Here is a 24,103-nt window from a genome sequence, read left to right on the forward strand (position 1 = left end):
TTCTAGCGGCTTGGGCTGGCACCTAGAATCCACTTTTATACTATGGAGCTGCAAGAGTGGGTAAAGCACGCTTTAGAGTCTTGGATTTGTTTTGTGGGGCAGGGGGGTTTAGCTATGGGATCGACCAGAATCCACATTTTACAACACTGCTTGCCCTAGATTTTGAGCAAGCTGCTATCGATACTTTTTCACATAATTTTCCAAAAGCACAAGCGATCTGTGGTGATATTACTGACATAAAGATAAAAAACACGCTTATCAAACACGCAAAAAGACTTAAAGTCAATATGCTTATAGGCGGTCCTCCTTGTCAAGGATTTAGCCTTAAGGGCAAGAAGCTTGGGCTACAAGATCCTAGAAATTTTCTATTTTTAGAGTATTTAGACATTGTTGGGCAGCTGCAGCCTGAACTATTTATCATAGAAAATGTCAAAAGTATTTTTAGCACTGCAAATGGATATTTCAAAAATGAGATAGAAAAGCACATACAAAATCTAGGCTATAAAGTGGATTCTACTATTTTAAACGCTAAAGATTATGGCGTGCCGCAAAATAGAGAAAGGGCATTTTTCATCGCGCATAAAAGGCAGCACTTAGGATTCCCAGCGACAAGTAAAACGCAAGTTTGTGTCAAAGATGCTATAAGCGATTTAGCATATTTGCAGAGCAATCAAGGAGAGATTATAAGCTCTTATAAGAATCCAGCACAAAGTGCCTATCAAACGCTGCTGCGTGGCGAGATCCTGCAATATCACAAAGCAAGCAATCACTCTCAAATCGCCATAAAAAAGCTAGAAATGATCCCACAAGAAAAGGGCAAGGAGTGCCTGCCTAAAACCTTGCACGGCAAGCAAAAATTCAGCACAACTTGGGGGCGACTAAAATGGAATGAAATAAGCCCGACCATTGATACAAGATTTGACACTCCAAGCAATGGCACAAACTCTCACCCCTTTTTACACCGCTCCATCACGCCACGAGAGGCAGCTAGGATCCAAAGCTTTAGCGATAGCTTTATATTCTTAGGTAAAAAAACGCAAGTGTGCAAGCAAATAGGCAATGCCGTGCCACCACTGCTTGCAAAGGCATTAGCAGATCACATCGCAAGCGAGCTTATATGAAGCTATATAATGCGGACTCTTACACATTGATCGCGCAAATGCGAGAAAATAAGCTAAGGGTGCATCACATCATCACTGATCCGCCCTACAATATCTCTAAGCCCAATAATTTTCCATCTATGAGGCAGAGACGGCAGGGCGTGGATTTTGGCGTGTGGGATAAGGGCTTTGATCTTGTATCGTGGATCCCGCAATATGTAGAGATTTTAGACAAAAATGGCTCGATGATAGTCTTTTGCTCCTATCGTTTTATCAGCCTTATCGCACAAGCATTAGAGAGCTCAAATATGCTTGTAAAAGATATTTTGATATGGCAGAAGTCAAATCCTATGCCAAGAAACATAACAAGGCGTTATGTGCAGGATTTGGAGTTTGCCGTATGGGCGGTAAAAAGTGGGGCAAAATGGGTGTTTAACAAGCCTAGCGATATGCCATATTTGCGATCGATTTTTACACATTCTCTTGTAAGCGGTAAGGAAAAATTAGGACACCCCACGCAAAAAAGCCTAAAGCTTATGAAAGATCTTATACAAATCCACACAAATCCAAATGAAATCGTGCTTGATCCATTTATGGGCAGTGGCAGCACGGGGGCTGCCTGCCTAGAGCTAGGGCGAGAGTTTATCGGCATAGAAAAAGATAAGAAGTTTTTCACTATGGCACAAAAGCGACTAGAATCCTACAATAAAGATTGATACACTTTATCGATTAAAAATCCTCTATCATCGCTTGCAAAAATGATAGAAGCAAATTCTAGATTCTGTGGATTATTTGTAAAAATATTGTTTATAAGTTGTTTTTGATAGCTTTCACTACTTGCACCTTTCTTTAATGCTCTGTGGCATACAGGGCAAAGCTTTGTGAGATTTTCTAGCACATCTAATTGCTTATCACTCCCCACAGATATGCAGTGATGAATTTCTGTGTAATACCGCCCCATTTTTGTTAAAAAGCTTCTATCTTTTATATCATAGTAAGCATTGCAAGCCGCACAAATATCATCACTTGAGTATTTAAATATTTTTACAATCTGTCCATCTCTGCTAAAAGATTCTCTATCATTTTCCTTTTCAAATGCTAAATCCTTGCGTATTTTCTCAATTTCATAAGGCGATAAATGCTTATCATAAATTGTATATAGATAATGTGCTATGCGTTCTTCAAAAGAGTTTTGAGTAAAACTTGGCTCCTCACAAGCAAAATAATAGACACCATTATCTAGTTTATAATCTAAATTATACGCTCTGCTTGCTTTTAGGGCTTTGTATGGGTTGATTAGCCCAATATGGTGCAAATACCAATAGAGATTTATGCGAAATTGCGTGTTTCTTTTATTGATATTTTTGACAAACTGCGCTTGCAGCTCTCTAAAGTTAAGATTCAATGCCTGTGCGGGTAGGGCGCAATTATCAATCAAATATCGAATGCGTTTTAGCTCTAAAGATGAGTTATAAAAATAATCTAGTGTTAAAAAGCTAAGCGAAGTATCAATACTTCCTCTTGTCTCAAAAAACCCACGCAAAAACATCTTTTTGTTTTCACTCAAATCCTTATCCATAAAAAATGGTGCAAGACAAATTTTCTGCAATAAGCGTGTGAAAAACTGCTCATTATTAAGCCCAAGATCATTTTCTAGTGTTATTACAAAATTTGTAGAAGTTTTTCTATACCAAAGATTATGGTAACTACAAGCATTAAGAATGCATTCATACTTATCCAAGCTTTCATTACACTCATCATTGCTGACATAGTTTTCTTTGTGATGTCTATAGCTAGAAACACTCACAATACTATTATCTTTGATGACATAGCGACTAAAAAATGCACCCAAATCAAATGGCGCGATACTAGAATCCAAAAATTGTGATACACGCATTTTATCTCCCTAGCCAATATTCCATAAATATCAAAATCTAAAGAATTGAAAATTATAATTTAGTTATGAAAACTATAATTTTCAATTTTTTATATAAATAATTATATCTCCCCTATCTTTTGCCTTTTCTTTTGGGCAGGTATTTTGCCTTTAGTGTATGTAGCAATGCGCGGCATTTGCGATAAGGGGCTTTGATACGATCTTCTAAGGCTAGCAAATACATCGCGCGTTTATATCGCTGCTCGACAAAATATTGCCACATCACTCTCCCCCTCCTGAAGCTCTTCTCATAAGGCTGGCTTACAATAGAGAGCAGAAACTGCTCAAGCTGGCGTTCAAAAAGCTCGATATGATTAGAGTCCAAAAACAGCGGCTCTTGCAGTATCGCAAGCTGCTTTTTTTCATCTGCTTCTATCTCTGCAATATGCGCGATCAAGGATTCTAGGGTAAGGAAGCTATGGGCGTTGATAAACGCCTTTGCATTTACCCCCCCCCCCCCGTAGATAATGCCTTAGTCGCTAAGGGATCGCCCCAATAGATTGGGATAGTCTGCGCTGCTGCTGCTTGGATAAGCTTCTCTGTCAAGTAGCCCGGAGTAGAAGAATTCTCAAAGCAAAGGGAGAATCTACACTGCTTTTGGAAGGCAAATTTATCTTGCACGCGCTGCCCGATGTTGTTTAGATACCTCCCCCCAGAATCCACTTTTTTATACGCATTAAGCGCGTAGAAGACTTGCTCTCTATAAGGATCGGCATTGCCATTGCTCACTACAAAATTGCAAAATCGCTTCTTGCTTGCTAGAAGTGTCTCATCAACGCCCTTGTGCTTGTTGCTTGCTCTTTGTGTGTCTTGCTCATAGAAAAGGTAGAGCGGATAGCGCAAATAGCGATCTAAGAAGTGTAAATGATCAAAGCCTATGGCATAGTCGCAGATATTGAAATTAGGCGTGATATTCTCACCGGTGATAAAGATTCTCACGCAGTCATAAGCCAAATGCCTTTCCCCATACGCAGAGTAGAACACATACTCTGGTGCTATCTCATCAAACACAAGCTTAAAATGCTCTTCCAAAATAGGGCAGACCTTATCTCTTATCCCATCATCACAGCAATCCACAAATGCTACGCGCTTTTCTGGCTTCATCACCTCTCCTTTTACCCTACTGCCCTATACTGCCGCCCTGCCCTATGGGCTTGACATAGCGATTTTTCAGCATATAAATCACGCCCACAACGCCGCATATCCCACACACCCAGCCAAGCACCACAAGCCCTGTGGCACTCGCCACGCCAAAGCTTATCAACGCCCACAACGCCGCAAAGCTCACATAGGGTAGCTGCGTTACAAAGTGGCTTTGTGCATTGCACCCTGCCCCAGTCGCGGACAAAATTGTCGTATCAGAAATAGGCGAAGCGTGATCGCCATAGACTGCCCCAGCTAGCACAGCCGATAGGCTTAGCACATAGTCTGCCCCACACAGCTGCGCCATAGTCGCGGCAATGGGCAGCATAATGGCAAAGGTCCCCCAGCTAGTCCCCGTGGCAAAGGCGATGAAGCCAGCAATCACAAAAACTAGCACCGGCAAAATCGCGCCCGCGTATTGCGCTAAATGCGCCTGTGCCAAATGCGCTAGATACTGCCCTGTCTGCATATCTTCATTGATAATGGGTCCAATCGCCCACGCACAGATCAAAATCAAAATAGCAGGCATCATAGAGCCAATCCCATAGCGGATAATAGGCACGATAGAATCTGTCTCCAAATGCCTTATACACAGAGCTACACTAATGCACAAAGCAAAAAGCCCACCCCAGAAAAGCGCGAAGCCTGTTTGGGTGTTTTGCAGCATTACAATAGGGCTTAGGCTCCCGCTCTCTGCATATCCGCTATAAAACAGCATTGCCGCTACACTCACTATAAGCAGCACAATAGGCGCGATGAGCAGCCAGATACTTGAGATAGAGTGCTTATGTGTGGATTCTACTTCTTTAAGCCCCACATTCACGCGCGTGCGCATAGCCCCAAAATATATCTGCCAATAAATGCTTAAAAACACCACCAGCAATGCCAACCACGCATAATAATTATGCCAAATACTTGCAAGCAGTGTGAAAAATGCTCCAGATTCTAGGGCTAAATGCTTAGACTCTAAAATCCCTATGATATACGCCCCCCAGCTAGAGAGCGGCATAAGGATACAAATAGGCGCAGAAGTAGAGTCGATGATATAGGCTAGTCGCTCTCGTGTGGAGCCATTGGCATCATTAAGCGATTTGGAGATCTGCCCCACGCTTAGGGCATTGAAATAATCATCGATAAATATCACAATCCCAGCGATAAACGCCACAAACTCCGATCCTTTGGGGCTTTTGACTCTCTGCCTTGCCCACGCGACAAACGCCCCTACCCCACCGGAATACGCGATAAGCTGACTTAAAATCCCAAGGATTATAAGAAACCCAAACACATAGAGGGCATTTCGCGCTAGCGTGATACTCCCACCCTCATCGACACTATAAAACACCCCAGAAATATGCCCCCACACATAGCCTAAGCTTGCCGCTATACTATCGCTCATCATCACAGCAGCAATCACTATCCCACAAAACAAGCTCAAAGTAACCCGCCTTGTGATAAACACCAGCGCGATCACTGATAAAGGCACAATAAGACTTAAAGCAGAATCCGCATACATCATAAATCCTTGTATAAAACCGCAATCCTAGCATAATCAACTTTAAGCCACCCCTACCCTACCCCACTAGAATCCACTTTTGTAAAACTAGATTCTAGATAATAATTTGTATTCCTGTCTTTGTGCCTTGTGCTATAATCGCACCCTATCTAGCTACTTATCAAGGAGTGTTTATGCAAATTATCCACCTAGACAATTCTCCCGAGCTGCAATCGGCTAAAAATGCGATGTTTCGCTCGCTTGTTACGCTGCTTATTTGCTATTTTCTTAGTGTCGTGCCTCTTGTTGGGATTATCGCTTCGGTGGTAATGCTAGGGGCTATGGTATGGTATCTTGTGGGGGTGTATAAATTCTCAAAGCTTAGCAACTCTTCTGTATTTCAAAGTCATATATTTATGATTTTGCTTACTCTTGGACTTGGGCTTATGCTAGCGGTGATGATCATAATCGCCGCACAACGCGAAACAGGAAATTTTGGATTTTTCATAGGTGCTGTTGGCTTGGTGTATCTCATCGATATTCCGCTAATGCTCTGGCTATTTTGGAGGATCTGCACAGAGTTTAGCGCACGCACGAATCTTAAGCAATTTATCCTAGCCTTTAAATTCTATGTCGGCTCATTTGCGCTTGTTGTCATTGCGTTTGCTGTGGTGTTTATGGCGATTGACTTGAGTGTTTTTACAGAAGCATTAGCGCAAAACAAATCCCCCAACATAGAAGCCCTTATGATAGCTCCTTCTCTTTTCTCTGTATCGCTACTCATTTTTGCCCTAGCGTTTGTCGCTACGATATTAAGCTTTGTCTTTTATCTCCTAGGCATTGCCAAAATCACAGAAGTAAGCGTGCGGGAGCCATCATTAAGCCCTGCAAACTAGCCCTGCTATGCTAGAATCCACTTTTGCGCACACTCTAAGCCACCTGCCTGAAAAGCCCGGTGTCTATCAATACTATGATTCTAGCGGCAAGATTTTATACATAGGCAAGGCAAAAAGCCTAAAAAACCGCATAAGAAGCTACTTCGCCCTAACGCCAACCAAGCAGCAAAACACCCCGATCCCCAGCCCCAACTGCAGCCCACGCATAGCACTTATGGTGCGCCAAATCGCGCGGATCGAGACGATTGTCGTAGAGAGCGAGAGCGATGCGCTTATCCTAGAAAACTCCTTCATCAAGCAGCTAAAGCCCAAATACAATGTGCTACTGCGCGATGATAAGACCTACCCCTACATCGCCTTTGATATGGGGCTAGACTTCCCTGTGCCAATCATCACGCGCCAAGTCAAAGGGAGCAAGACTACGCGCTACTTTGGTCCCTACCCCAATGGCTGTAGAGAGATCTTACACTCCTTGCTAGAGCTTTTTCCCCTAGTGCAGCGCGCGCCAAGCTGTGTAGCCAAAAAGCGCGCGTGCCTCTTCTACCAAATCAACCGCTGCAAAGCTCCTTGCGAGGGCAAAATCTCTCAAACAGACTATGCCCAAATCGTAGAATCCGCCCAAAAAGCCCTAGAATCCCCAAGGAAGCTAATCACCCTGCTTGAAGCCAAAATGCTCTCCCTTTCACAAAATCTCCAATTTGAAGAAGCCGCCACCTATCGCGATAGACTCACAAAGCTCTCCTATCTCCGCACCCTTTGCGTGCTTGATCTTGCTAGAGATGTGAGCTTTGATATTGTGTATTTCTCTAGCTCCTTAGAATCTAGTGAAAAAGTGGATTCTAGGGTAAATGCTCGTGCGATTACAAAAGTGGATTCTAAGGTGGATTCTAGCGCAGACTCCATAGAGCGCACAAAAGAAAGCGACCATTCCCAAGGGCTGCTGCTATGGCTCTTTGTGCGTGGCGGCAAGCTCGTATCTTTCTCCCACGAGATCGTGCGCCTTAGCAGAGACTATGACCTAAGCGAGATCTACACCCAAGCCCTGCTGAATCGCTACGCAAGCAAGCTCCCCCTACTCCCAGAGTCCATAGCCCTGCCAGAGTGCTTTAGCGATGAGCAAAAGCACGCCTTGCAAGAAGCGATCGCACGCATACAGGGCAGAAAGATCCCATTCCGCTCGCTTAGCCGCGGACAATACGCGAAATTCCTCCCCATAGCCCAAGAAAACGCTGCCTTGCTTCTAGCCCAGCACACAAGCACGCACGCCAGCGAGCTAGCACTACTGCGTGAGCTGCAAAGCCTGCTTGATTTAGAGCAGCTGCCTAGTAGGATTGAGGTCTTTGACACAAGCCACCATAGCGGGAGAGACTGCGTGGGCGGAATGATCGTCTATGACAATGGCGCATTGAGCAAGGAAAACTACCGCCGATACAAGCTTGACTCTAGCGATGAGTATGGGCAAATGCGCGAGATGCTCACCCGCCGCGCCCTACGCTTTGACACCGAGTCGCCGCCAGATCTGTGGCTACTTGATGGCGGCAAAGCACAAATCACCCTAGCTAAAGAGATCTTAGAATCTAGCGGGATCTATGTCGATGTGATCGCCATCGCCAAAGAAAAGCGCGATGCCAAAGCCCACCGCGCCAAAGGCAAAGCAAAAGACACGATCTACACTAGCACCAAGCATATAAGGCTTGATCCTAGCGACAAGCGGTTGCAATTCTTACAAAAGCTGCGCGATAGCGTGCATAAATACGCCATAGGCTACCACCGCCACAGCAAGAAGCTCTCACTCACGCAAAACAACGCCCTAAAATCTAAAGGACTAAGCCAAGCGCAAATTGCCCGCGCCCTAGCCCTTAGCGGTAGCTATGAGTCATTAAGAGACAAAAGCAAGCAAGAGATTTTGGAGCTAATCTCTAAGGCTTGATAGCCGCCTATTTTATACTCCCATACCCCAGAATCCACTTTTTTACTCTCCGCCTTTTTTATAGTCATTGCGAGCGAGTGAAACGAGCGTGGCAAAGCAAGGCAAAGCGCAGCTTCTTTAGTAATCCATAATTTTGCGCTAGCAAAATAACTTTTACTAGAATCCACTTTTTATCGTGTCTTTTATGGATCGCCACGCAACCGCTATCGCGCTTGCTCGCAATGACAGAAATGCGCTGCTGCTAGCTATCCCAAAAGGCTATTGCAAAAGTAGGAGATAGCTAGGCAATCTCTATGGCTGTGATTTTGGATTCTAGCTCTAGGCTTTTGTGTAGTGTTTGGATTATCTTTTGAAAATGTATGAAGTCTATCTCTTCGCCCTTGTGGGATTTAAGATATTTGTCCAAGACTTGATAGCCGCCTATTTTATACTCCCATACCCCAGAATCCACTTTGTCAAAATACAAGCTTTTGTTGATAAAAAGCCGTTTAGATTCTGCGTTGTAGTTAGGCTTTTCTATGACTCTACTCTCATCTTTGCCGATTTTTTGCAGTCGCCCTATGTGAGAGTCTAGCGCATTATCTTGCAGTAAATGCAGAGATATAAGGCTACTGCCAAGCTCGCTAAACTCTAAAAACTTCTCTTTAGATTCTACAAAGGGGATTTTAGGAAAGTCAATTTTCAAAAAGTCTAAATACTTCTCTCTATAATCCTTATGAAATAGCACCGCATAGATATAGCCTAGAATCTGCTCTGGGCTAAAATGCTCTTTATAGTGTTTATCTATAAAATTTCTAAACTCTGGGCTTAGATTCTCGTTGCGGCTAGAATCCTTAGTGTATAAAGGAAAAATATTGCTCCCACTGCCTACTAAATGCAAATCAATCAAACCATTTGCGATAAAAATATTATCCAGCCCATTGACGCCACAATTTCTATAACACACCAAGCCTATATTGTCAAAATCGTGTAGAAAATGCCTAAAAACTTCATAGACAGGACGCGCCATAAAGCCACAATTTTTATTTGTATAATAAGTCCAGCGATGATCAAAAGGGCGATAATGACAGAGCTGTATAAACTCATCTAAATTATCCTTATTTTTTCTTATTTCATCAATCGCCCATTCTAATTTCCAGCCCCCAGAATCTTCCCCTATATTATGGATTTTATACAACTCATCTTTTGCTTTAGTGATAAAATCGTGTAGCATTGATTTTAAACTTTCTTTAGAATTGTGAAACACTATCTTGTCTCTTTTAGAGCAAATCCCCACACCAGAAGCCTTAAAAATATCCTTGATACTCCATTCTTTATCGGTCTTTGCATTAAGGGGGATAAAGAGATAAAAGGGGCTGTGTGGCTTAAGGGTCTCCCAAGCGATAGAATCTATATTGTTACTTTTAAGAAAGTGATATTTATCCCTGCGTTTGCCATAGAGATCATAGTGGTAGATTGTCGCTAGATTGTCATTGTGATGGGCTTTAGTCTCGTGGCAGTCCATAGCTTTGGCTTGTTTGTGGATTGCCTCGACTTTGTCTCGCAATGACTTGGTTTTTACAAAAATATTGATAGAAACGCCTTGCATAATGTCAAAGACATTGTCATCTTTATTGCCGCTTGGTGTGGTCTCTTTCTTACGCGTATTGCCGTGTAGGTCTAGGATATAGATTTTATCAAATGTCCTTAGCAAGTGATAACGCATACCGCGAAATGTGGGGTTGTCTAAAAAGCTATTATTAGAGATAAAGGCAAAGATTCCGCCCCCTTGCTTCTCAATCTTGCTTTCAGCAAAGCGGATAAATTTGACATAATCATCGAGTAGCCATTTTGGGTTTTTTTCATTGTGGATATTGTGCTTTACGATCAGCTCTTGTAGGGTTTTAAGATTGCCATTTTCTACAATGCCTGTGATGTTATGTGTCTCTAGCAGCTGCTCAAATTTATGGGGATTATCTTTAAGCTTGCGATATTTTAGGATTTCTGCAAAGGTTGAGAGCACACAAGCATTGTCTTTACGCCATTCTTTAAGGGCTTGGCTGTCGCTTTGTTGGGTGCTATCTTGTGGCATTTTCGCCTTTGCTTTAAAATACGCTTCAATCTTATCGCGCTGGGTTGCACTAAGCTCGGCTAGGCTTGGCTCTAGCCCATAGGCAATACGCACTTCATCTTCATATAAGCCTTTATTCGCACTAGCTCCGCTATATGGGGGATTGCCCGTGATGATTAAAATATCTTTGCCTTTAATCTCTTGGGCTTTTTCAAACTCCTTTGTAAGCTCTGCAAAAAAGGGTAGTGGCTTTTGTGTAGCATTATTGAAATACAGCGTATTTGTTAGCATAATATTTAGGCTTTCATATTCCTTTGTTTCATCATTATATTGTAGCTCTATGCCAAATTCTTCTTTTAACACTTGAGAGATTTTTAAATGCGCTATGGTGTAGGGGGCGGTTAAAAACTCAAAGCCATAAAATCGCTTCAAAAGTGGCTTAAGCATAAAGCTAGGCGTGGATTTATCGCTAGATTCTAGGGCTTTTCTAAAGGCTTCTAGCAGAAATGTCCCTGTGCCTGTGGCAAAGTCTAAAAGCGTGATATTATCATCAGTGATAGCGGATTGTAGCCCTTGCTTATTAAAGTCTTTTTGCAGGGTTAAGTCAATAGAATCTATGATGAATTTCACCACTGGGGCTGGGGTGTAATACACGCCTCGCACTTCTCTTAAGCTCTCATCATATTCTTTGAGAAAATCTTCATATAAATGTAAATAAGGGTCTTTATAAATGTATTCCCCTAGCAGGTCTTTTTGCGAGAGCTTGTTGAGATCGTGGATAATGGCAGTGATGTCTATATGATTGATAATAGCGATGATTTCTTCTATAAGCCATTTGATAGAATCTAGCTTTTTTAATTTGTTTAGGTATTCACTCATCGCTTGGATTAAAGCAAACGATTTGGGGATAAAGTTGTAGGCATTGTCTAAAGTGATTGTTTCATTTGTATTGTTGTTTAGCCTTGCGAGAAATAGGCTATAAGTTAGCGTCTGTGCGAAGCTATCGGCAAAGGCGATAAACTCTAATTCTTTATAGAGCGATTCTTTAAAGGCGTTAAAAAGCCCTTGTATGTGAGCGTTGCTCTGCTTTTCTATCATTTCATCTTTTAGGATTCTAGTCCTTTGAGCCAAGGCATTTGCAAACTCTTTTGCCGTGATTATGGGGCTTGGGCTTTGGGAAAAAAAGAGTGTGAAAAGCTCGGTCAGCTCTTTTGCTTTAGTCTCTAGGTTAAAAAGCTTGGGGTTTTTGCCTAAGGCTTTTAGCTGTGAAAGCTCACAGATCCTGCATTCTCGCACAATCTCCGCATTGCCCTTGTCATTTTTACGCACAAGGCAAAATCGCAAATAGTCTGTAAGCATTAGATTGTCGCTTAGTCGCAGGTATTTTTCAATCTGTGGGCTTTGAGATATGGAATCTAAATCTGCATTTACGCGTTTGTTTTCAATATAGCCAAGTGTTAGAGAATCTTTTGTGATGAGAAAGTCTGGTGCGCCTCTGCCTTCTTTGTCGTTATTTGGCTCGTGCTTGATATGGATAGATTGCAAGGCTTTATTTTGCAGAGTCAAACACTCTTTTAAGGCATTTAGCAGATTTTCTAAGGCAGTGCGATAGGTATGCTCTTTGTCGCTGTCTTTTATGTCTTGTATGGCTTGTAAATAAGTTTTTAGAATCTCTTGCATTATATCTCCTTTGTGTTTGCTTGATAAAGCTCCCAAATGGGCAGCTCAAAGATCTCTGGGGCATTTTTCAGCACTTCAAAGGGCGTAAATCGCTCCTTGTAGCCCACACTATGATGATCTTTGATCCAATAGCCCGGATAAAAATATGCGAGATTTTTATCTTGAGCTATGAGAAGCTGGGTAAGGATATTAAATGTCCCTAGGCTAAGTTTAGAAAACTTATGGTCATAGAAAAAATATGTCGCAGAAATCGCATTTTCTAGCAGGTCAAAATACCCCACCCCTACAAGCTTGCCAGCGATTTTGTAGCTAATCTCATAGCCAAAGTCGCAAAAGCCATCAACAAAGCTCTCGCAATAGCTCTCCGCGCACATTTCCTTATAGCTCCAGCCCTTTTTGCCCTCCATAATTTGATGATATTGATTGTAGAGCTGGAGTTTTTCATCGCTTAGGCTTGGGCGTGCTATGGTGATGGTGGTTTGGGTATTTTTGGCGATTATGCGGCGGTGGGATTTGCTAAGGACAAAGCCCCCTACTCTCTGGCGGATCGATAAGCACTCGCTGCAGTCTGCACACATCGGCGTGAAGAAATACTCCCCAAAGCGGCGGTATCCACGCTCAATCAATGCTTGGCAAAAAGCCTTCGAGCAGTTTTGGATAAAAAAGTAGCGAAAATGTGAATACCTATCATCATAATAGCCGCAAGGATTGCAGGGCTTGGAGTAAAACTCGATAAGCTGAAGCAATGAAAAGCCTATTTGATATTAGCTAGCTTCAAGGTGAATTCCACTTCGCCACGCCCTATGCGCAATTCTTTGGCGATAGAATCCACACTAAAGCCATTTTGAAACATATCAATGATCTTTTTCTCATCAATATCCCCCCCACTTGAGCTAAAGCTCCCATACTCACGGATACGATTTTCAAGACTCATAATCTTTTCATCATAATGATTGCGCAATAGATCAATGTCTTTATCTAGCTCGATGAGCTTTTTATTAAGCGCGATGAGCTTGTCGTTTGTGGCGTTGAATTTAGACTCGCCATTTTCTGTGGTGAGAAACTCTTGACTTGCTTGGGCGGATTCTAGCTTTTGCTGGGTTTTTTGCACTTTATACACTTCTTTGACAATGGTTTCTATCGCAGTCTCAAAGCGCGAGATACGCTTAGAAGTGTCTTTATCCTTAATGATCATATAGGCAAGCACACACACTAGCACAAATCCAATCCCCCCCACACAGACCAAAAACAACTCATAATCAATCATCATTTGCCATCCTTTTGCTGAAATTGCGCCACCTGCCGCTGCCGCAACTGCTCCATCTCTTTGGCGGCGATGAAGCTATCAAGGGCTTGCGTATTATGCGAATGTATGCGCACAATGTGCAAGAGACTATCTGTAAGTGCGCACGCAAACACCCCGATCACGCGCTGGGAGAGCGTAGGCAGACTAAAGCGCACATAGTAGAATCCACTTTTGCTAAACCCCCCATCTCTTACGCATAGCACGCCGTGCCCTAGCCCCAGCATAATGCCACTAGAATCCAGCGGGATCAAGCGTTGCTGCTCTTGCAGGATATGGCTTTCAATCCTGCTAAGTCGCTGCTGCATATCTATAAGCAGCTCTAGCACTAAGGCTATGGAGGTGTTTTTCTCCTTCGCTCCAAAGTGCATAGCTTGGGCGATTAGGTCATTTTTACTCGCGCCAAGAGTGTCGTATTCTTGCAGATAGCTTATATCATCGCTACTTTCTAAGGCATTTGAGCAAGAGTGGATTCTAGTCCATTCTATGGGGATATGGCAGGATATGATGCGCGTTTGTATGCCACACTCTTGTGCGGCTTGGATAAAGCTTTGTAGCAATTCTTCTCTCATAGTCCGCCCAGCCGCCCAGCCCCATCGCCTATGATACACGCCAGCAGCACAAAGCCTAGATAGCCATTTGCTACAAAAAAGGCTTTAGGGATATTGGCGAAGTTTTTATGCACGAGATACTGCTCATAGATAAGCATACACGCACTTAGCCCCACGCCAATCCACGCCAAAGCCCCAAGATCTGCCATATACGCAAAGCCACACCACAGCCCCACCGCACAGCAGTGAAAGCCACGAGAAAGCCACAGCGATCGCTTCACACCAAAGCGCGCAGGGATAGAAAATAGCCCCTCTTGCTTATCGACTTGTATATCTTGTAAGGAATACAGCACATCAAAGCCAGCCACCCAAAACGCCACGCCACAAGCTAGCAGCACGCTCCACAAAGGCACAGCCCCAGCCACCGCGATCACCCCAGCGATAGGCGCAAGCCCTAGTGAAATCCCAAGCACCAAATGCGCCAAAGAGCTAAAGCGTTTCATAAGACTATACCCACCCAAAATAGCCAGAAACGGCACACTAAGCATTAGCGCAAGGGTATTTATCATAGCACTTGCTAAGATAAAGACCAGCGCATTTAGCACACAAAAGATCGCAATGCTACGAGCAGAGATTCTGCCATCGACACTTGGGCGATTCTTGGTGCGAGCATTACGCGCATCAATATCCCTATCACACAGGCGATTAAACCCCATAGCAAAATTTCTAGCACTAATGAGTGCTAACGCACATAGAGCAAATGTCTCCCAGCCCACCCATAGGCTTAGATTGACTTCCACGCTCGCCACACACATCGCTATCAAAATAAAACTCGCGCTAAAGATCGTGTGTTCAAAGGCGACTAGCTCGCTAAAATGCTTGAATGATGTTTGGATTTTATGCCACATTACCACTGCTTCCTTGCTACTTGATCCCCAGTGATACGACTTTTTTCAATCCATCTGCTACGCTAATATCTGTGCGCTCGATTTTGTCCTTTTCTACGCGAAACAAGAATCCAGAAGTTGGATTAGGCGTAGTAGGCACAAACACCCACAAATGCTCTTCCTCTTCTTTGGTGATAAAGCCTATCACCTTATGCTCCCCCAAGCGCAAATACCCTACCCCAAGATACTCTGCAGAGCCAGAGCCAGAAAACATCTTAAACACATCTTTGATGACATGATAGACTGATGCGACTCCGGGGATTTTATCAATCACAAATTCGGAGAGTTTAAGCAAAATGAAGTCTTTATTTTTCTCCAGCAAATACCCAGCATAAGCTAGGATCAAAAGCAAAATCAGCACGATCGCAAGCGTGGCTATGGAGTTGTTTGCAGTGGTATTAAAAATCACACCAATAATGCGCGCCAAAATCCCATAGGCAAAAGTGAGTATCCACAAAAGTATAATGACAGGAGCTAGTGCCAAAAGCCCCTTGCCAATAAGTCTAAAAAGTGTGGGCATATACGCTCCTTGCAAAATTACGCCAAGCTGTGGCGTGCTAGCTTCTCAGTGTTATGTGGCTTTGTATGTGGCTAATCTTAGCATTATTATCCAAAGCTTGCAATACGCCTCCCCCACACACCACAATCTAGAATCCACTTTTTGCGTATAATGCCCTTCTCTTGTCATATTGAGCCTTTAGGCGAAATATCTCTGTCATCGCGAGCCTTGCGCTACGCTACCCCCTCTGTCATCGCGAGCCGATGTATCGGCGTGGCGATCCATACTAGAATCCACTTTTTACACCTTACGCCTATTTTTTGTCATCGCGAGCAAGCGCGGTAGCGATTGCGTGGCGATCCACTCTCCCACTAGAATCCACTTTTTGTGTTTTTATGGATTGCCACGCGGATTTTCAATCCGCTCGCAATGACAGGGGAATGATTGATTAAGAAAAAGAGCGTTATTTGAAAAAGTGGATTCTAGGAGTGAAGCCCAAATTCTGTCATTGCGAGATTTGCGTGGCAAATCGTGGCAATCCACAATCAAAAAGTGGATTCTAGGAAAATGTTAAAAATGTAAGGGGAAAAATTAAAAAAGTGGATTCTAGGATTTTGGTTTTGTTTTTTGTGGATTACTAAAGAATTGCGCTTTATTTTTAATGGATTGCCGCGCGGACAAGTCCGCTCGCAATGACGAGAAAAAAGCTTGAAATTAAAAAGCTTGAAAAACTAAGAGAGTCGCGGCGGTAGGATTACAAAAAGTGGATTCTAGGGTTAAATGCCAAAGGTGTAAAAAATGGATTCTAGGATTGAAGTTAGTTTGAGAGTAAAACGATTCTAAGAATTGCGGTGTTGCTAGTGGGGCTTTTTAAGGATTTTAGGGTGGAGCTAGACTAGAGGTCTGCGGTTCCCCTAAAATCCTTAAAATCGCCACTATGGATACCCAAAGCTGAATCGCTATGGGTTAAAAGAAATAATGCCAGCGCATAGAGGCGTTATGCGTAATCCCCAGCAATCCCCCTACTGCCACATACCCAGCAGAGAAGTTTCCTGCTTTGTCTGTGTGGTAATTTATCACAAATGTGCCTTGGTAGAAAAATGGAGCTAAATGCACTGCTGCTGCCCTGCCTGTGGTCTCCTCTATGGTATAAGCCTTGCCATTCAGCGTAGGGGTAATGCCTATATCTGCATTCATTAGATACCTAAAGCCCCCGCCTAGTGTGGTAGAAATCCTTTTGCCATACTCTTGGTAGTAGTTTAAGTTTGCTTGGGCATAGGTAACTGCATAGCCTTGGCTTAGTCCTCCATAGCGTAGCTCACCAGAGCGTTGTGTCCTCATCTCAAAGTCTCCTAGATAGCCGCCCTCTACTCCTACTCCAATTGATGGGAAAAGCATAGATTTAGCCCCAGCCATATAGATAGATGAGCCTAGGCGGATAGAAGAGCCAAAGTTGATATTCCCCACATTTGCGCCAAATCGCATACCATTCATATCCTGCCCTACAGATATATCTGTATAGCCACCATTGACATCAGCCATATAGTAGAATCCTGCTAGCTTAGTCTTAGCAAAGATATGGGAGAATCTAAGCCCTAGGAAGCCTGTGTGTCCTTGGGCATCGATATGGGCTTGCTTATAGCCATTGTAGATATACTCATACCCACCATAGAAGCCGATATTCCCACTTGTTTGTCCAAGAGCTAGATCCCAAGTCGAGCCAAAGAGTGTGCCCACACTCCAAGAGCTTGTTTGTGCGCCATTGGTTGCTTTATGTGAGCCTGTCCCACCATAGGCACGGATAAAGAAATCCCCTTGGACTTTATGCTTAGCTAGTAGCTCTGCACTTATCTCTCCAAGCTTTGGCTCTTGTGGCATTTCTGGCTTGCTGGCTAGGATTTTAGGCTTAGTAGGAGCTTTAGGCTGTATAGGGGCTTTTAGCTTATTGCTCTGGGCATCAGCTAGGGCTATAAGCTTTTGATACTCTCTCTCATAGCTTTTTTTATCTTGCTCGTATTGCTTAAAGGCTTTTAGATAGTCTTTGCGCTCTTGCTCGTATTTGCTCATAGCTTTTTTATAGTCTTTGTGGTTTGGCTTGAGATTTGGGCGCATAGGAGCTTTAGGCTCTGTGGGAGCTTTGAGGTTGGCATTAAACTTACTAGTTTTTGCAAGCACTTCTAGACGCTTTCTCTTCTCTTCATAGCTCTTTTTATCAAGCTCATATTGTTTGAGGGCTGCTTGGTAGGCTCTTTGGTTTGACTCATAGGCTGCCATTACTCGCTTATAGTCTTTATGGTTTGGTTTGAGGTTTGGTCTTATAGGAGCTTTAGGAGCTATGGGCGCTTTGAGGTTGCTTGCTCTTGCTATTGTCTCTAGCTTGTTGTTCTCCTCTGTATAGATTCTAAGCTCTTGCTCGTATTTGCTCATTGCTTTTTCATAGGCTTTTTGTGCTTTGTCATAGTTAGCCATAGCTTTTTTGTAGTGTTTATCACTTGGCTTTAGGTTTGGCATTACAGGAGCTTTAGGCTCTATGGGAGCTTTGATCTTTTGCGCTTTAGAGAGTAGCTCTAGGTTTTTGCGATTGTCTTCATAGGCTTTTTTGTCTTTGTCGTATTGAGCTTTGGCGGCTTGGTAGGCTTTGTCTTCTTGCTCGTATTTAGCGATCAAAGCTTTGTTTTCTTTGGTGCTAGCGAGTTTATCCCATTTGGCTAAGTCTAGCTTGTATTTGGCTAGGTCTTTTTGATACTGGGCTCTTGCATCTCCTAGGGTGGCTGCTTCTATGCGTTGCTTGGTTCTGCGCTCTTTGTTTTTCAAACTTCTTCTGTTTTGTTCTGCGAGATAGGTGTCTATAAGCATTTTTCGTCGCATAGATTGGCGCACGACTACGCTTGTCATACTTGCAGCCACAGAAGCTTCTACATCAAAGATAGGGGTGCCATCGGGATTAAACTTCACGCCTATGGCTTGTAGCTCTGGGCTTGACTCAAAGGTGGGTTTAGAATTGTTATCGACATAGCTTTGGCTACCTTGTGTTACATAGTTTTTAAGCTCTTTGCTAATGCTTTTAGCAGGATCAAAGCTGCCATCGATATAGGTTACTTGGATTTTATTCACGGCAAATTCTTTGTTGCTACCGCTATTTGTATCATTATTGATTTTTACCCTTTCTATTGCTTGATTGCCTCTAAGTCCTACGCTTAGGGTATCAACGGTGAGTTTGCCGCTGCCTTTAGAGATGCTGATATTTGAGAGCGAGTGGGGCTCTACATTGCTTGCATCTCCTTGCCCTACACCATTTAGGGTGTTGATGGTGGCATTGCCGCTTGTTACATTAAGCTCTTTGATGATACCGCTTGCTAAACCGCCGCCTGTGTTATACACAGCATTGTTGGTTACGCTATCAGCGTCTTTGGTGAGCTCTAGTTTATCAATGGTGCCGTTGTTGGTGATGTGGTTGCCAGTAGCGCGAGGGGTTTGGGCATTGCGGAATTGTGGGGTAGCTGTGTTTGTGGTATCTGCGGCTCTAGTTTGTGTCGTGGTGGTGTTTGTGGTGAGTGTGGTGATCGTGCCGTTGTTGGTAAGAGAGCCGGACTTTAGGGTGAAGCTGGTGATAGCATTTTTGCCTTTGCCTATGGTGTGGTTACCGCCCTCTTGGGTGATGTTATCAAAGGCAGAATCTGTGCCATTGACAAATGTAGAGCCACTGCCACCTGCTTTTAGCACGACATTGCTAAGTGTGCCGCCTTTATGAGTGAAAACTCCGCCAGAGAGATTAGCAGTAGTGATTTGCCCAGCATATTGAGTAAATGCTCCGCCCTGTAGATTGAGCGTGCTTATCTGTCCGCCATCGCCTACTGGTGCGTAGCCACCGCCACTAGGTCCATAGCCTTGGTAGTAGTGTCCGCCGGTTATGTTGGCGGTTGTTACTTCTTCGCTCCTTTGATAGACACTACCGCCGCTTTGATGAAGGGTATTTATCACAATAGAGCCGGGAGCTTCTTGTATGACTAGCTGGCTATCGGCTCTGTTTTGATTGAGTGTTTGAATTGTTAGGGAGCCATTACCATTTGTGGTAAGGCTTAGACGATCAGCAGCGTTGTTGATAGTATCAATATTGCTGTTGTCGCCTAGCCTTACTTCAAACATTACATCACCGATGACATCAAGGGTTGTAACATTGAGATTACTGCTATCAACCAAATTAACCCAAGGAGAATCCCCCTCGCCAACTTTTTTAAGGTTGAACACAAGGTGATCCACTCGTGCATTGTTTGCAAACCAAAATCGTTTGCCGCTAAAGCCTCCGGGACGATAGGCAACAGCTACGCTTGCGTAAGTGTAACGCGATACATCTCCATAGACACCTGCATTACCAAAATTCCAATTACCACTCATCGAACTATTTGTGGCGCCTTGTTTATTAGTAGTCTGCCACACAATGTTATAGCAGTTGTTGTAGTGTCGCCCATCAAGGTAGCCACGACAGGTTCTGTTCTCAAGTTGCGAGAGAAGATTATTTGGGTCATTTTCTGGTATAGTAGGTGTGCTTGCCGCTGCCATAGAGCTAAGGGCGAAAAAGCACGCTAGGCTTAAGCTTAAGCGGGTGGATTTGCTTGGGGCATTGGCTTGTGTGGATTGCTTCAGCCCTAAAGGGCTTCGCAATGACGGAGAGAGAGCGGATTGACTAGGGGTATTTAGAGAGAGATTATTTCCCCCCCCCCCCCCCCGTGAATATGGGCATTATTGTGTAGTGTTTGCATTATGTCTCCTTGAATAGTCAAAATGTAAAGCCGCAATTCTAGCCAAAATCAAAAAAAAAAAAACGGCTTTTTATGATTTAATTATAAATTTGCGCATTGTTTGGGAGAGTTTGTAAAAGGTGTGTAAAAAATATGTAGTTATTGTAAAAGTGGGGTAAAAATGGCAAAAGATATTTCGCCTAAAGGCTCAATATGACCAGAAAAGGGCGTTATTTGACAAAGTGGATTCTGGGATTAAAGTTAGCTTTAGAGTAAAACGATTCTAAGGATTGCGGTGGGGCTGTGGGAGCTTTGCAAACTTTGGGGAAGGTTAGCGACCTTGGCGGTCGTGCCTTTCACAAAACAAGAGACACCGCTCGGCATAGCCGATGTTTCTTTAGTAATTTTTGCAACACTGCCGCATTGCTCGCCCAAGACTGAATCGCTAGCAAGTAATCCCACTCAAAAGGCAGGGGCATAGCCCCCACGCCTTAGCGTCTAACATTTAGCCTAAATCTTAGCCCAAAGAGCTTGAAATTTAGATACAATGCGAACCTAAGGCGTTTGCTATGTTTTTTCATAACAAAGCCTTTTGAAGTGGATTTGCCCCCTATCTTGGGGGCGTTGTATTATAACACTCTCTCTCAAACTCTGCTACGACTTTGCTACAAATCTGCTTGATTCTTGTGTTTTACTCTTGGCTTTGTGTTGGATAGCGTTTCTTATGCTTTTGTGTATGGATTACTAAAGAAGCTGCACTTTGCCACGCCGACTTCATCGGCTCGCAATGACAGAGTGGGGCATTAGTGCTAGAATCCACTTTTTGAAAAAAGGCTAGGATCTGCGTTAGGACTCTTTGGCAGCTATCTTTAAGAATCTTTGGTGGATTTTCTGGCGTGGGCTAGGATATTGAGCAGCTCCACGCCAAGTGAGAAAAACATCGCGAAATACACATAGCCTCGCGGGATCTCAAAGTGGAGTCCATCTGCAAGCAGCACAATGCCAACAATTAGCAAAAACGCTAGGGCTAGAATCTTAAGCGTGGGGTAGGTGTCAATAAACTTTGAAATAACTTCAGCAGCAAACATCATCACTAGCACCGCGATGATAATAGCTAGGATCATCACCTCTAAATGCTCTGCCATACCCACAGCCGTGATGACAGAATCTAGCGAAAACACAATATCAATAATCCCAATTTGTGCGATCGTGATCAAAAAGCCTGCGTGGCGAGGCTTTATCGCTTGTGTCTCTTGCGCGTGTGTGATGTGATTGTGAATCTCTTGCACGCTTTTATACATAAGAAAAAGCCCCCCAGCAATCAGCACAATATCGCGCCCAGAGATAGCCAGCCCAAATAGGCTAAACAGCGGCGTTGTAAGCTTGGTGATCCAAAAGAGTGTGCCAAGCAAAGCTATGCGCGTGATAAGCGCAAAGCCTAGCCCTAGAATCCTGCCTTTGCGCTGCTGCTCTTTGGGCAGTCTTGCGACTAAAATAGCAAGGAAGATGAGATTATCCACCCCTAGCACGATTTCTAGCACCACAAGTGTTGCAAGAGAGATCCACGCCTGCGGATCGCTTAAAAACGCCATTATAGCCAGCCCTTTTTCTTAAAATACCAAATAGGGATCACGGTGGATACAATCATCACAATAATCACCATAGGATAGCCAAACTCCCACTCAAGCTCGGGCATATACTTGAAATTCATACCATAAATCGTGCCTACAAGTGTGGGGGGCATCATCGCCATAGTCGCCACGGTAAAAAGCTTTATGATTTTGTTTTGCTCGATATTGACACGGCTGGCAAAGAGACTTTGGGTATTATCAAGCATATTGAGATTGACGGTGGTAAATTCTACAAGCGAGTTTAAGTCCTTTAGCACGATACTTAGGTCCTTTTTGATCTCGGGATCGACTTTGTAGCTCTTAAGCAATGCTGTGATCGCGCGCCTTTTATCAAAGAGTGAGTCTCGCACGCTTAGATTAAACTCCTGCAAGTTTGAGAGCTTGGCGAGCTGGGCGGTGTGATCGCTGGCTTCTTCATCAAAGACAGCTTTGCGAAGTAGCTTGGTAAGCTGGGCTGCACCCTCTAGCATATCGGCATCTTGCTCCACGCGCACTTCAAAAATCTTGCTTAAAATATCATAGCCATCTTCAAAGCTTCTAGGGCTTAGTAGCACGCTCTGCTGGATCTCGCCAAAGACCTTAAAATCCGCATAGCGAATGGTAAAAAGTATGCCCTGGAAGAGGATAAAAGTAACGGTCTCATTCTGCAGATCCATACTCGCACTACGCATAAGGAAGTAAGTATTGATAGTGATACTCTGCGTATCCTCAAAATATCGCGCAGACTGCTCGATCTCCTCTCGCTCTTCTTTAGTGGGTATGTCAAGGGTGTAGGTCTGGGCGATGTGAGAGACCTCCGCGGTGCTTGGGTGGAGCAGATCTATCCATAGCACCTCTTGTGGGAGATCTAAACTATCTGTGCTGCTAATATCTTTCCTACAAACTCCGCCACCTTGTTTGAAAAATACATTCATCATCGCTTGCTCCTATCATCGCTCTAGAATCCTATTTTTTATCAAGCACTTCAAATGCTGGGAGGATCTTGCCCTCTAAGAGCTCGAGACTCGCTCCGCCACCTGTGGAAATAAAGCTCATATTATCTCTCTCGCCTGCACGCTCGATCGCATCGGCTGTATCGCCGCCGCCAATCAAGCTAAAGGCATAGGTATCTGCGATGGCGTGGGCGAGATTAAATGTCCCGCGTGAAAATTGCGAGATCTCATAGATCCCTAGCGGTCCGTTCCAAATAATTGTCTGTGAGCTTTGGATCACCTCGCTAAAAAGCTTTGTCGTAGCAGGTCCCATATCTACTGCCATATAGCCGCTTGGGACATCTTGGGCGGGGGTGATTTTGATATTTGTATGCGTAGCAATATCATCTGTGCTGACAACATCGACAGGCAGATAGATTTTCACGCCCTTTTGCGCGGCTTTTTGCAAGATATTGCGCGCTTCATCGATAAGCTCCACTTCCACAAGAGACTTTGCCATATCAAAGCCTAGAGAGGCTAAAAATGTATTGCTCATAGCACCGCCGATGATGATTTTATCTACCACATCAAGGATATTTGAGAGCAGCTCTAGCTTGGAGCTTACCTTGCTCCCACCTACGATAAGTAGCACAGGCTTTAGCGGATTAGCCAAAGCTTTGGCAAAAGAGTCGATCTCCTTTTTTAGTAGCAGTCCTGCGACTTTCTGCCCTACAAATTCCGCGATCCCGTGTGTGCTAGCGTGCGCTCTGTGGCTTGTCCCAAAGGCGTCATTGACATAGACATCACACAAAGACGCGAGCTTTTTGCTTAGCTCTTTAGCATTTTGCTCCTCTTCTTTATAAAATCGTATATTTTCTAGTAGGATAATGCTGCCTTTAGGCGCGCTCTCTTGCAGATCTTTGACCGCTTCAATAGAATCTGCAAACATCACACTTGTCTCTAGCAGTCTCTCTAAGCGTTTGATAATATGCTTGAGTGAGAATTCTGGCTGCACACCCTTAGGGCGTCCTAGGTGGCTTACAAGCACGATAGATTTTGGCTCATTGTCGATGCAGTAGTTGATCGTAGGCAGGGCTTCGCGGATACGCGTATCATCGCTAATATCACAATCCTCATCCATTGGGACATTAAAATCCACGCGGATTAGGATATGCTTATTGCTTAGATCTATATCTCGCAAAGTCTTTACCTGCTGCATAAAGCTAATTCCAGCGACTTGCTTCATTTTTGCTCCTTAAATAATGTAATTTTATAAATAATTAAGCCGCGCATTG

General features: G+C 43.8%; 22 protein-coding genes. 6 read left to right on the forward strand and 16 right to left on the reverse strand.

From position 1 onward, the window contains the following. Positions 1–56: 56 nt before the first annotated feature. Both DX060_RS11435 and DX060_RS11440 read left to right on the forward strand, forming a co-directional pair. Entirely contained in the window at positions 57–1,121 is a 1,065-nt protein-coding gene (locus DX060_RS11435; protein WP_181814238.1) for a DNA cytosine methyltransferase, read from the forward strand. After that, positions 1,118–1,816 carry a DNA-methyltransferase gene (locus DX060_RS11440; protein ID WP_181814239.1) on the forward strand — a complete coding sequence of 233 codons (699 nt, stop codon included), beginning with the start codon at positions 1,118–1,120 and terminating at the stop codon, positions 1,814–1,816. Before DX060_RS11435 ends, DX060_RS11440 begins: the two co-directional genes overlap by 4 nt. Here the strand turns inward: DX060_RS11440 and DX060_RS07600 are convergent. From DX060_RS07600 to DX060_RS07615, 4 genes are all read right to left on the reverse strand, one after another. Next, entirely contained in the window at positions 1,801–2,997 is a 1,197-nt protein-coding gene (locus tag DX060_RS07600) for an HNH endonuclease (protein ID WP_115011890.1), read from the reverse strand. The genes DX060_RS11440 and DX060_RS07600 overlap by 16 nt on opposite strands. Positions 2,998–3,109: 112 nt before the next feature. Then, positions 3,110–3,433 (reverse strand): hypothetical protein, encoded by a 324-nt coding sequence (locus tag DX060_RS07605; protein WP_115011891.1) that lies wholly within the window; start codon positions 3,431–3,433, stop codon positions 3,110–3,112. A gap of 47 nt (positions 3,434–3,480) precedes the next feature. Further along, positions 3,481–4,140: a glycosyltransferase family 10 domain-containing protein gene (locus DX060_RS07610; RefSeq protein WP_115011892.1), complete on the reverse strand. Its 660-nt coding sequence runs from the start codon at positions 4,138–4,140 to the stop codon at positions 3,481–3,483. Positions 4,141–4,156: 16 nt separating this feature from the next. Continuing rightward, positions 4,157–5,692: a Na+/H+ antiporter NhaC family protein gene (locus tag DX060_RS07615; protein WP_115011893.1), complete on the reverse strand. Its 1,536-nt coding sequence runs from the start codon at positions 5,690–5,692 to the stop codon at positions 4,157–4,159. A 173-nt stretch (positions 5,693–5,865) separates the two neighbouring features. Here DX060_RS07615 and DX060_RS07620 point away from each other — a divergent pair, with 173 nt between their 5' ends. After that, on the forward strand, positions 5,866–6,567 hold the full coding sequence (locus DX060_RS07620; RefSeq protein WP_115011894.1) for a hypothetical protein: 702 nt from the start codon (positions 5,866–5,868) through the stop codon (positions 6,565–6,567). Between the two features lie 7 nt (positions 6,568–6,574). After that, a complete protein-coding gene (locus DX060_RS07625) occupies positions 6,575–8,497 on the forward strand; it encodes an excinuclease ABC subunit UvrC (RefSeq protein ID WP_115011895.1) in 1,923 nt (640 codons plus the stop codon). On the opposite strand, the gene DX060_RS10875 is transcribed toward DX060_RS07625, so the two are convergent. From DX060_RS10875 to DX060_RS07660, 7 genes are all read right to left on the reverse strand, one after another. Next, positions 8,437–8,664, reverse strand: coding sequence for a hypothetical protein (locus tag DX060_RS10875; protein ID WP_147278797.1), 228 nt, complete (start codon positions 8,662–8,664; stop codon positions 8,437–8,439). The genes DX060_RS07625 and DX060_RS10875 overlap by 61 nt on opposite strands. 113 nt (positions 8,665–8,777) lie before the next feature. Then, positions 8,778–12,227, reverse strand: a complete 3,450-nt coding sequence (locus DX060_RS12070) for a type ISP restriction/modification enzyme (protein ID WP_258552254.1) — start codon at positions 12,225–12,227, stop codon at positions 8,778–8,780. Further along, positions 12,227–12,973, reverse strand: a complete 747-nt coding sequence (locus DX060_RS07640; RefSeq protein ID WP_115011896.1) for an arginyltransferase — start codon at positions 12,971–12,973, stop codon at positions 12,227–12,229. Before DX060_RS07640 ends, DX060_RS12070 begins: the two co-directional genes overlap by 1 nt. 8 nt (positions 12,974–12,981) lie before the next feature. Beyond that, positions 12,982–13,497: a DUF6115 domain-containing protein gene (locus DX060_RS07645; protein WP_115011897.1), complete on the reverse strand. Its 516-nt coding sequence runs from the start codon at positions 13,495–13,497 to the stop codon at positions 12,982–12,984. Next, positions 13,494–14,102, reverse strand: a complete 609-nt coding sequence (locus DX060_RS07650) for a hypothetical protein (RefSeq protein WP_115011898.1) — start codon at positions 14,100–14,102, stop codon at positions 13,494–13,496. The genes DX060_RS07645 and DX060_RS07650 overlap by 4 nt, the downstream gene beginning before the upstream one ends. Further along, complete coding sequence (gene mqnP, locus DX060_RS07655) at positions 14,099–14,989, reverse strand: menaquinone biosynthesis prenyltransferase MqnP (RefSeq protein ID WP_115011899.1); 891 nt, start codon at positions 14,987–14,989, stop codon at positions 14,099–14,101. The genes DX060_RS07650 and mqnP overlap by 4 nt, the downstream gene beginning before the upstream one ends. 16 nt (positions 14,990–15,005) lie before the next feature. Then, positions 15,006–15,548 (reverse strand): DUF502 domain-containing protein, encoded by a 543-nt coding sequence (locus tag DX060_RS07660; RefSeq protein WP_115011900.1) that lies wholly within the window; start codon positions 15,546–15,548, stop codon positions 15,006–15,008. A 141-nt stretch (positions 15,549–15,689) separates the two neighbouring features. Between DX060_RS07660 and DX060_RS11450 the strand changes: the two genes are divergently transcribed. Together DX060_RS11450 and DX060_RS12075 are read left to right on the forward strand one after the other, a co-directional pair. After that, positions 15,690–15,872, forward strand: a complete 183-nt coding sequence (locus DX060_RS11450) for a hypothetical protein (RefSeq protein ID WP_181814240.1) — start codon at positions 15,690–15,692, stop codon at positions 15,870–15,872. Next, complete coding sequence (locus tag DX060_RS12075; RefSeq protein ID WP_258552255.1) at positions 15,848–15,979, forward strand: hypothetical protein; 132 nt, start codon at positions 15,848–15,850, stop codon at positions 15,977–15,979. The genes DX060_RS11450 and DX060_RS12075 overlap by 25 nt, the downstream gene beginning before the upstream one ends. A 514-nt stretch (positions 15,980–16,493) precedes the next feature. Here DX060_RS12075 and DX060_RS07665 read toward each other — a convergent pair. From DX060_RS07665 to DX060_RS07685, 5 genes are all read right to left on the reverse strand, one after another. Beyond that, positions 16,494–20,189 carry an autotransporter outer membrane beta-barrel domain-containing protein gene (locus DX060_RS07665; protein ID WP_115011901.1) on the reverse strand — a complete coding sequence of 1,232 codons (3,696 nt, stop codon included), beginning with the start codon at positions 20,187–20,189 and terminating at the stop codon, positions 16,494–16,496. A 768-nt stretch (positions 20,190–20,957) separates the two neighbouring features. Continuing rightward, positions 20,958–21,086, reverse strand: a complete 129-nt coding sequence (locus tag DX060_RS12080) for a hypothetical protein (RefSeq protein ID WP_258552256.1) — start codon at positions 21,084–21,086, stop codon at positions 20,958–20,960. Positions 21,087–21,135: 49 nt separating this feature from the next. Further along, positions 21,136–21,861, reverse strand: coding sequence for a TerC family protein (locus DX060_RS07675; RefSeq protein WP_115011902.1), 726 nt, complete (start codon positions 21,859–21,861; stop codon positions 21,136–21,138). Further along, on the reverse strand, positions 21,858–22,814 hold the full coding sequence (gene corA, locus DX060_RS07680) for a magnesium/cobalt transporter CorA (RefSeq protein WP_115011903.1): 957 nt from the start codon (positions 22,812–22,814) through the stop codon (positions 21,858–21,860). The genes DX060_RS07675 and corA overlap by 4 nt, the downstream gene beginning before the upstream one ends. A gap of 28 nt (positions 22,815–22,842) precedes the next feature. Further along, positions 22,843–24,054, reverse strand: a complete 1,212-nt coding sequence (locus DX060_RS07685) for a phosphoglycerate kinase (RefSeq protein WP_115011904.1) — start codon at positions 24,052–24,054, stop codon at positions 22,843–22,845. Positions 24,055–24,103 lie beyond the last annotated feature (49 nt).

Source organism: Helicobacter canis (assembly GCF_900451095.1).
GTDB classification, from domain to species: Bacteria; Campylobacterota; Campylobacteria; order Campylobacterales; family Helicobacteraceae; genus Helicobacter_B; species Helicobacter_B zhangjianzhongii.

What these genes read in the sequence shown, in the direction of transcription:
- DX060_RS11440 (WP_181814239.1), top strand. Translation starts at nt 1,118, where the DNA reads ATGAAGCTATATAATGCGGACTCTTACACATTGATCGCGCAAATGCGA.
- DX060_RS07600 (WP_115011890.1), bottom strand. Translation starts at nt 2,997, where the DNA reads ATGCGTGTATCACAATTTTTGGATTCTAGTATCGCGCCATTTGATTTG.
- DX060_RS07610 (WP_115011892.1), bottom strand. Translation starts at nt 4,140, where the DNA reads ATGAAGCCAGAAAAGCGCGTAGCATTTGTGGATTGCTGTGATGATGGG.
- DX060_RS07615 (WP_115011893.1), bottom strand. Translation starts at nt 5,692, where the DNA reads ATGTATGCGGATTCTGCTTTAAGTCTTATTGTGCCTTTATCAGTGATC.
- DX060_RS07620 (WP_115011894.1), top strand. Translation starts at nt 5,866, where the DNA reads ATGCAAATTATCCACCTAGACAATTCTCCCGAGCTGCAATCGGCTAAA.
- DX060_RS07625 (WP_115011895.1), top strand. Translation starts at nt 6,575, where the DNA reads ATGCTAGAATCCACTTTTGCGCACACTCTAAGCCACCTGCCTGAAAAG.
- DX060_RS12070 (WP_258552254.1), bottom strand. Translation starts at nt 12,227, where the DNA reads ATGCAAGAGATTCTAAAAACTTATTTACAAGCCATACAAGACATAAAA.
- DX060_RS07645 (WP_115011897.1), bottom strand. Translation starts at nt 13,497, where the DNA reads ATGATGATTGATTATGAGTTGTTTTTGGTCTGTGTGGGGGGGATTGGA.
- DX060_RS07650 (WP_115011898.1), bottom strand. Translation starts at nt 14,102, where the DNA reads ATGAGAGAAGAATTGCTACAAAGCTTTATCCAAGCCGCACAAGAGTGT.
- mqnP (WP_115011899.1), bottom strand. Translation starts at nt 14,989, where the DNA reads ATGTGGCATAAAATCCAAACATCATTCAAGCATTTTAGCGAGCTAGTC.
- DX060_RS07660 (WP_115011900.1), bottom strand. Translation starts at nt 15,548, where the DNA reads ATGCCCACACTTTTTAGACTTATTGGCAAGGGGCTTTTGGCACTAGCT.
- corA (WP_115011903.1), bottom strand. Translation starts at nt 22,814, where the DNA reads ATGATGAATGTATTTTTCAAACAAGGTGGCGGAGTTTGTAGGAAAGAT.
- DX060_RS07685 (WP_115011904.1), bottom strand. Translation starts at nt 24,054, where the DNA reads ATGAAGCAAGTCGCTGGAATTAGCTTTATGCAGCAGGTAAAGACTTTG.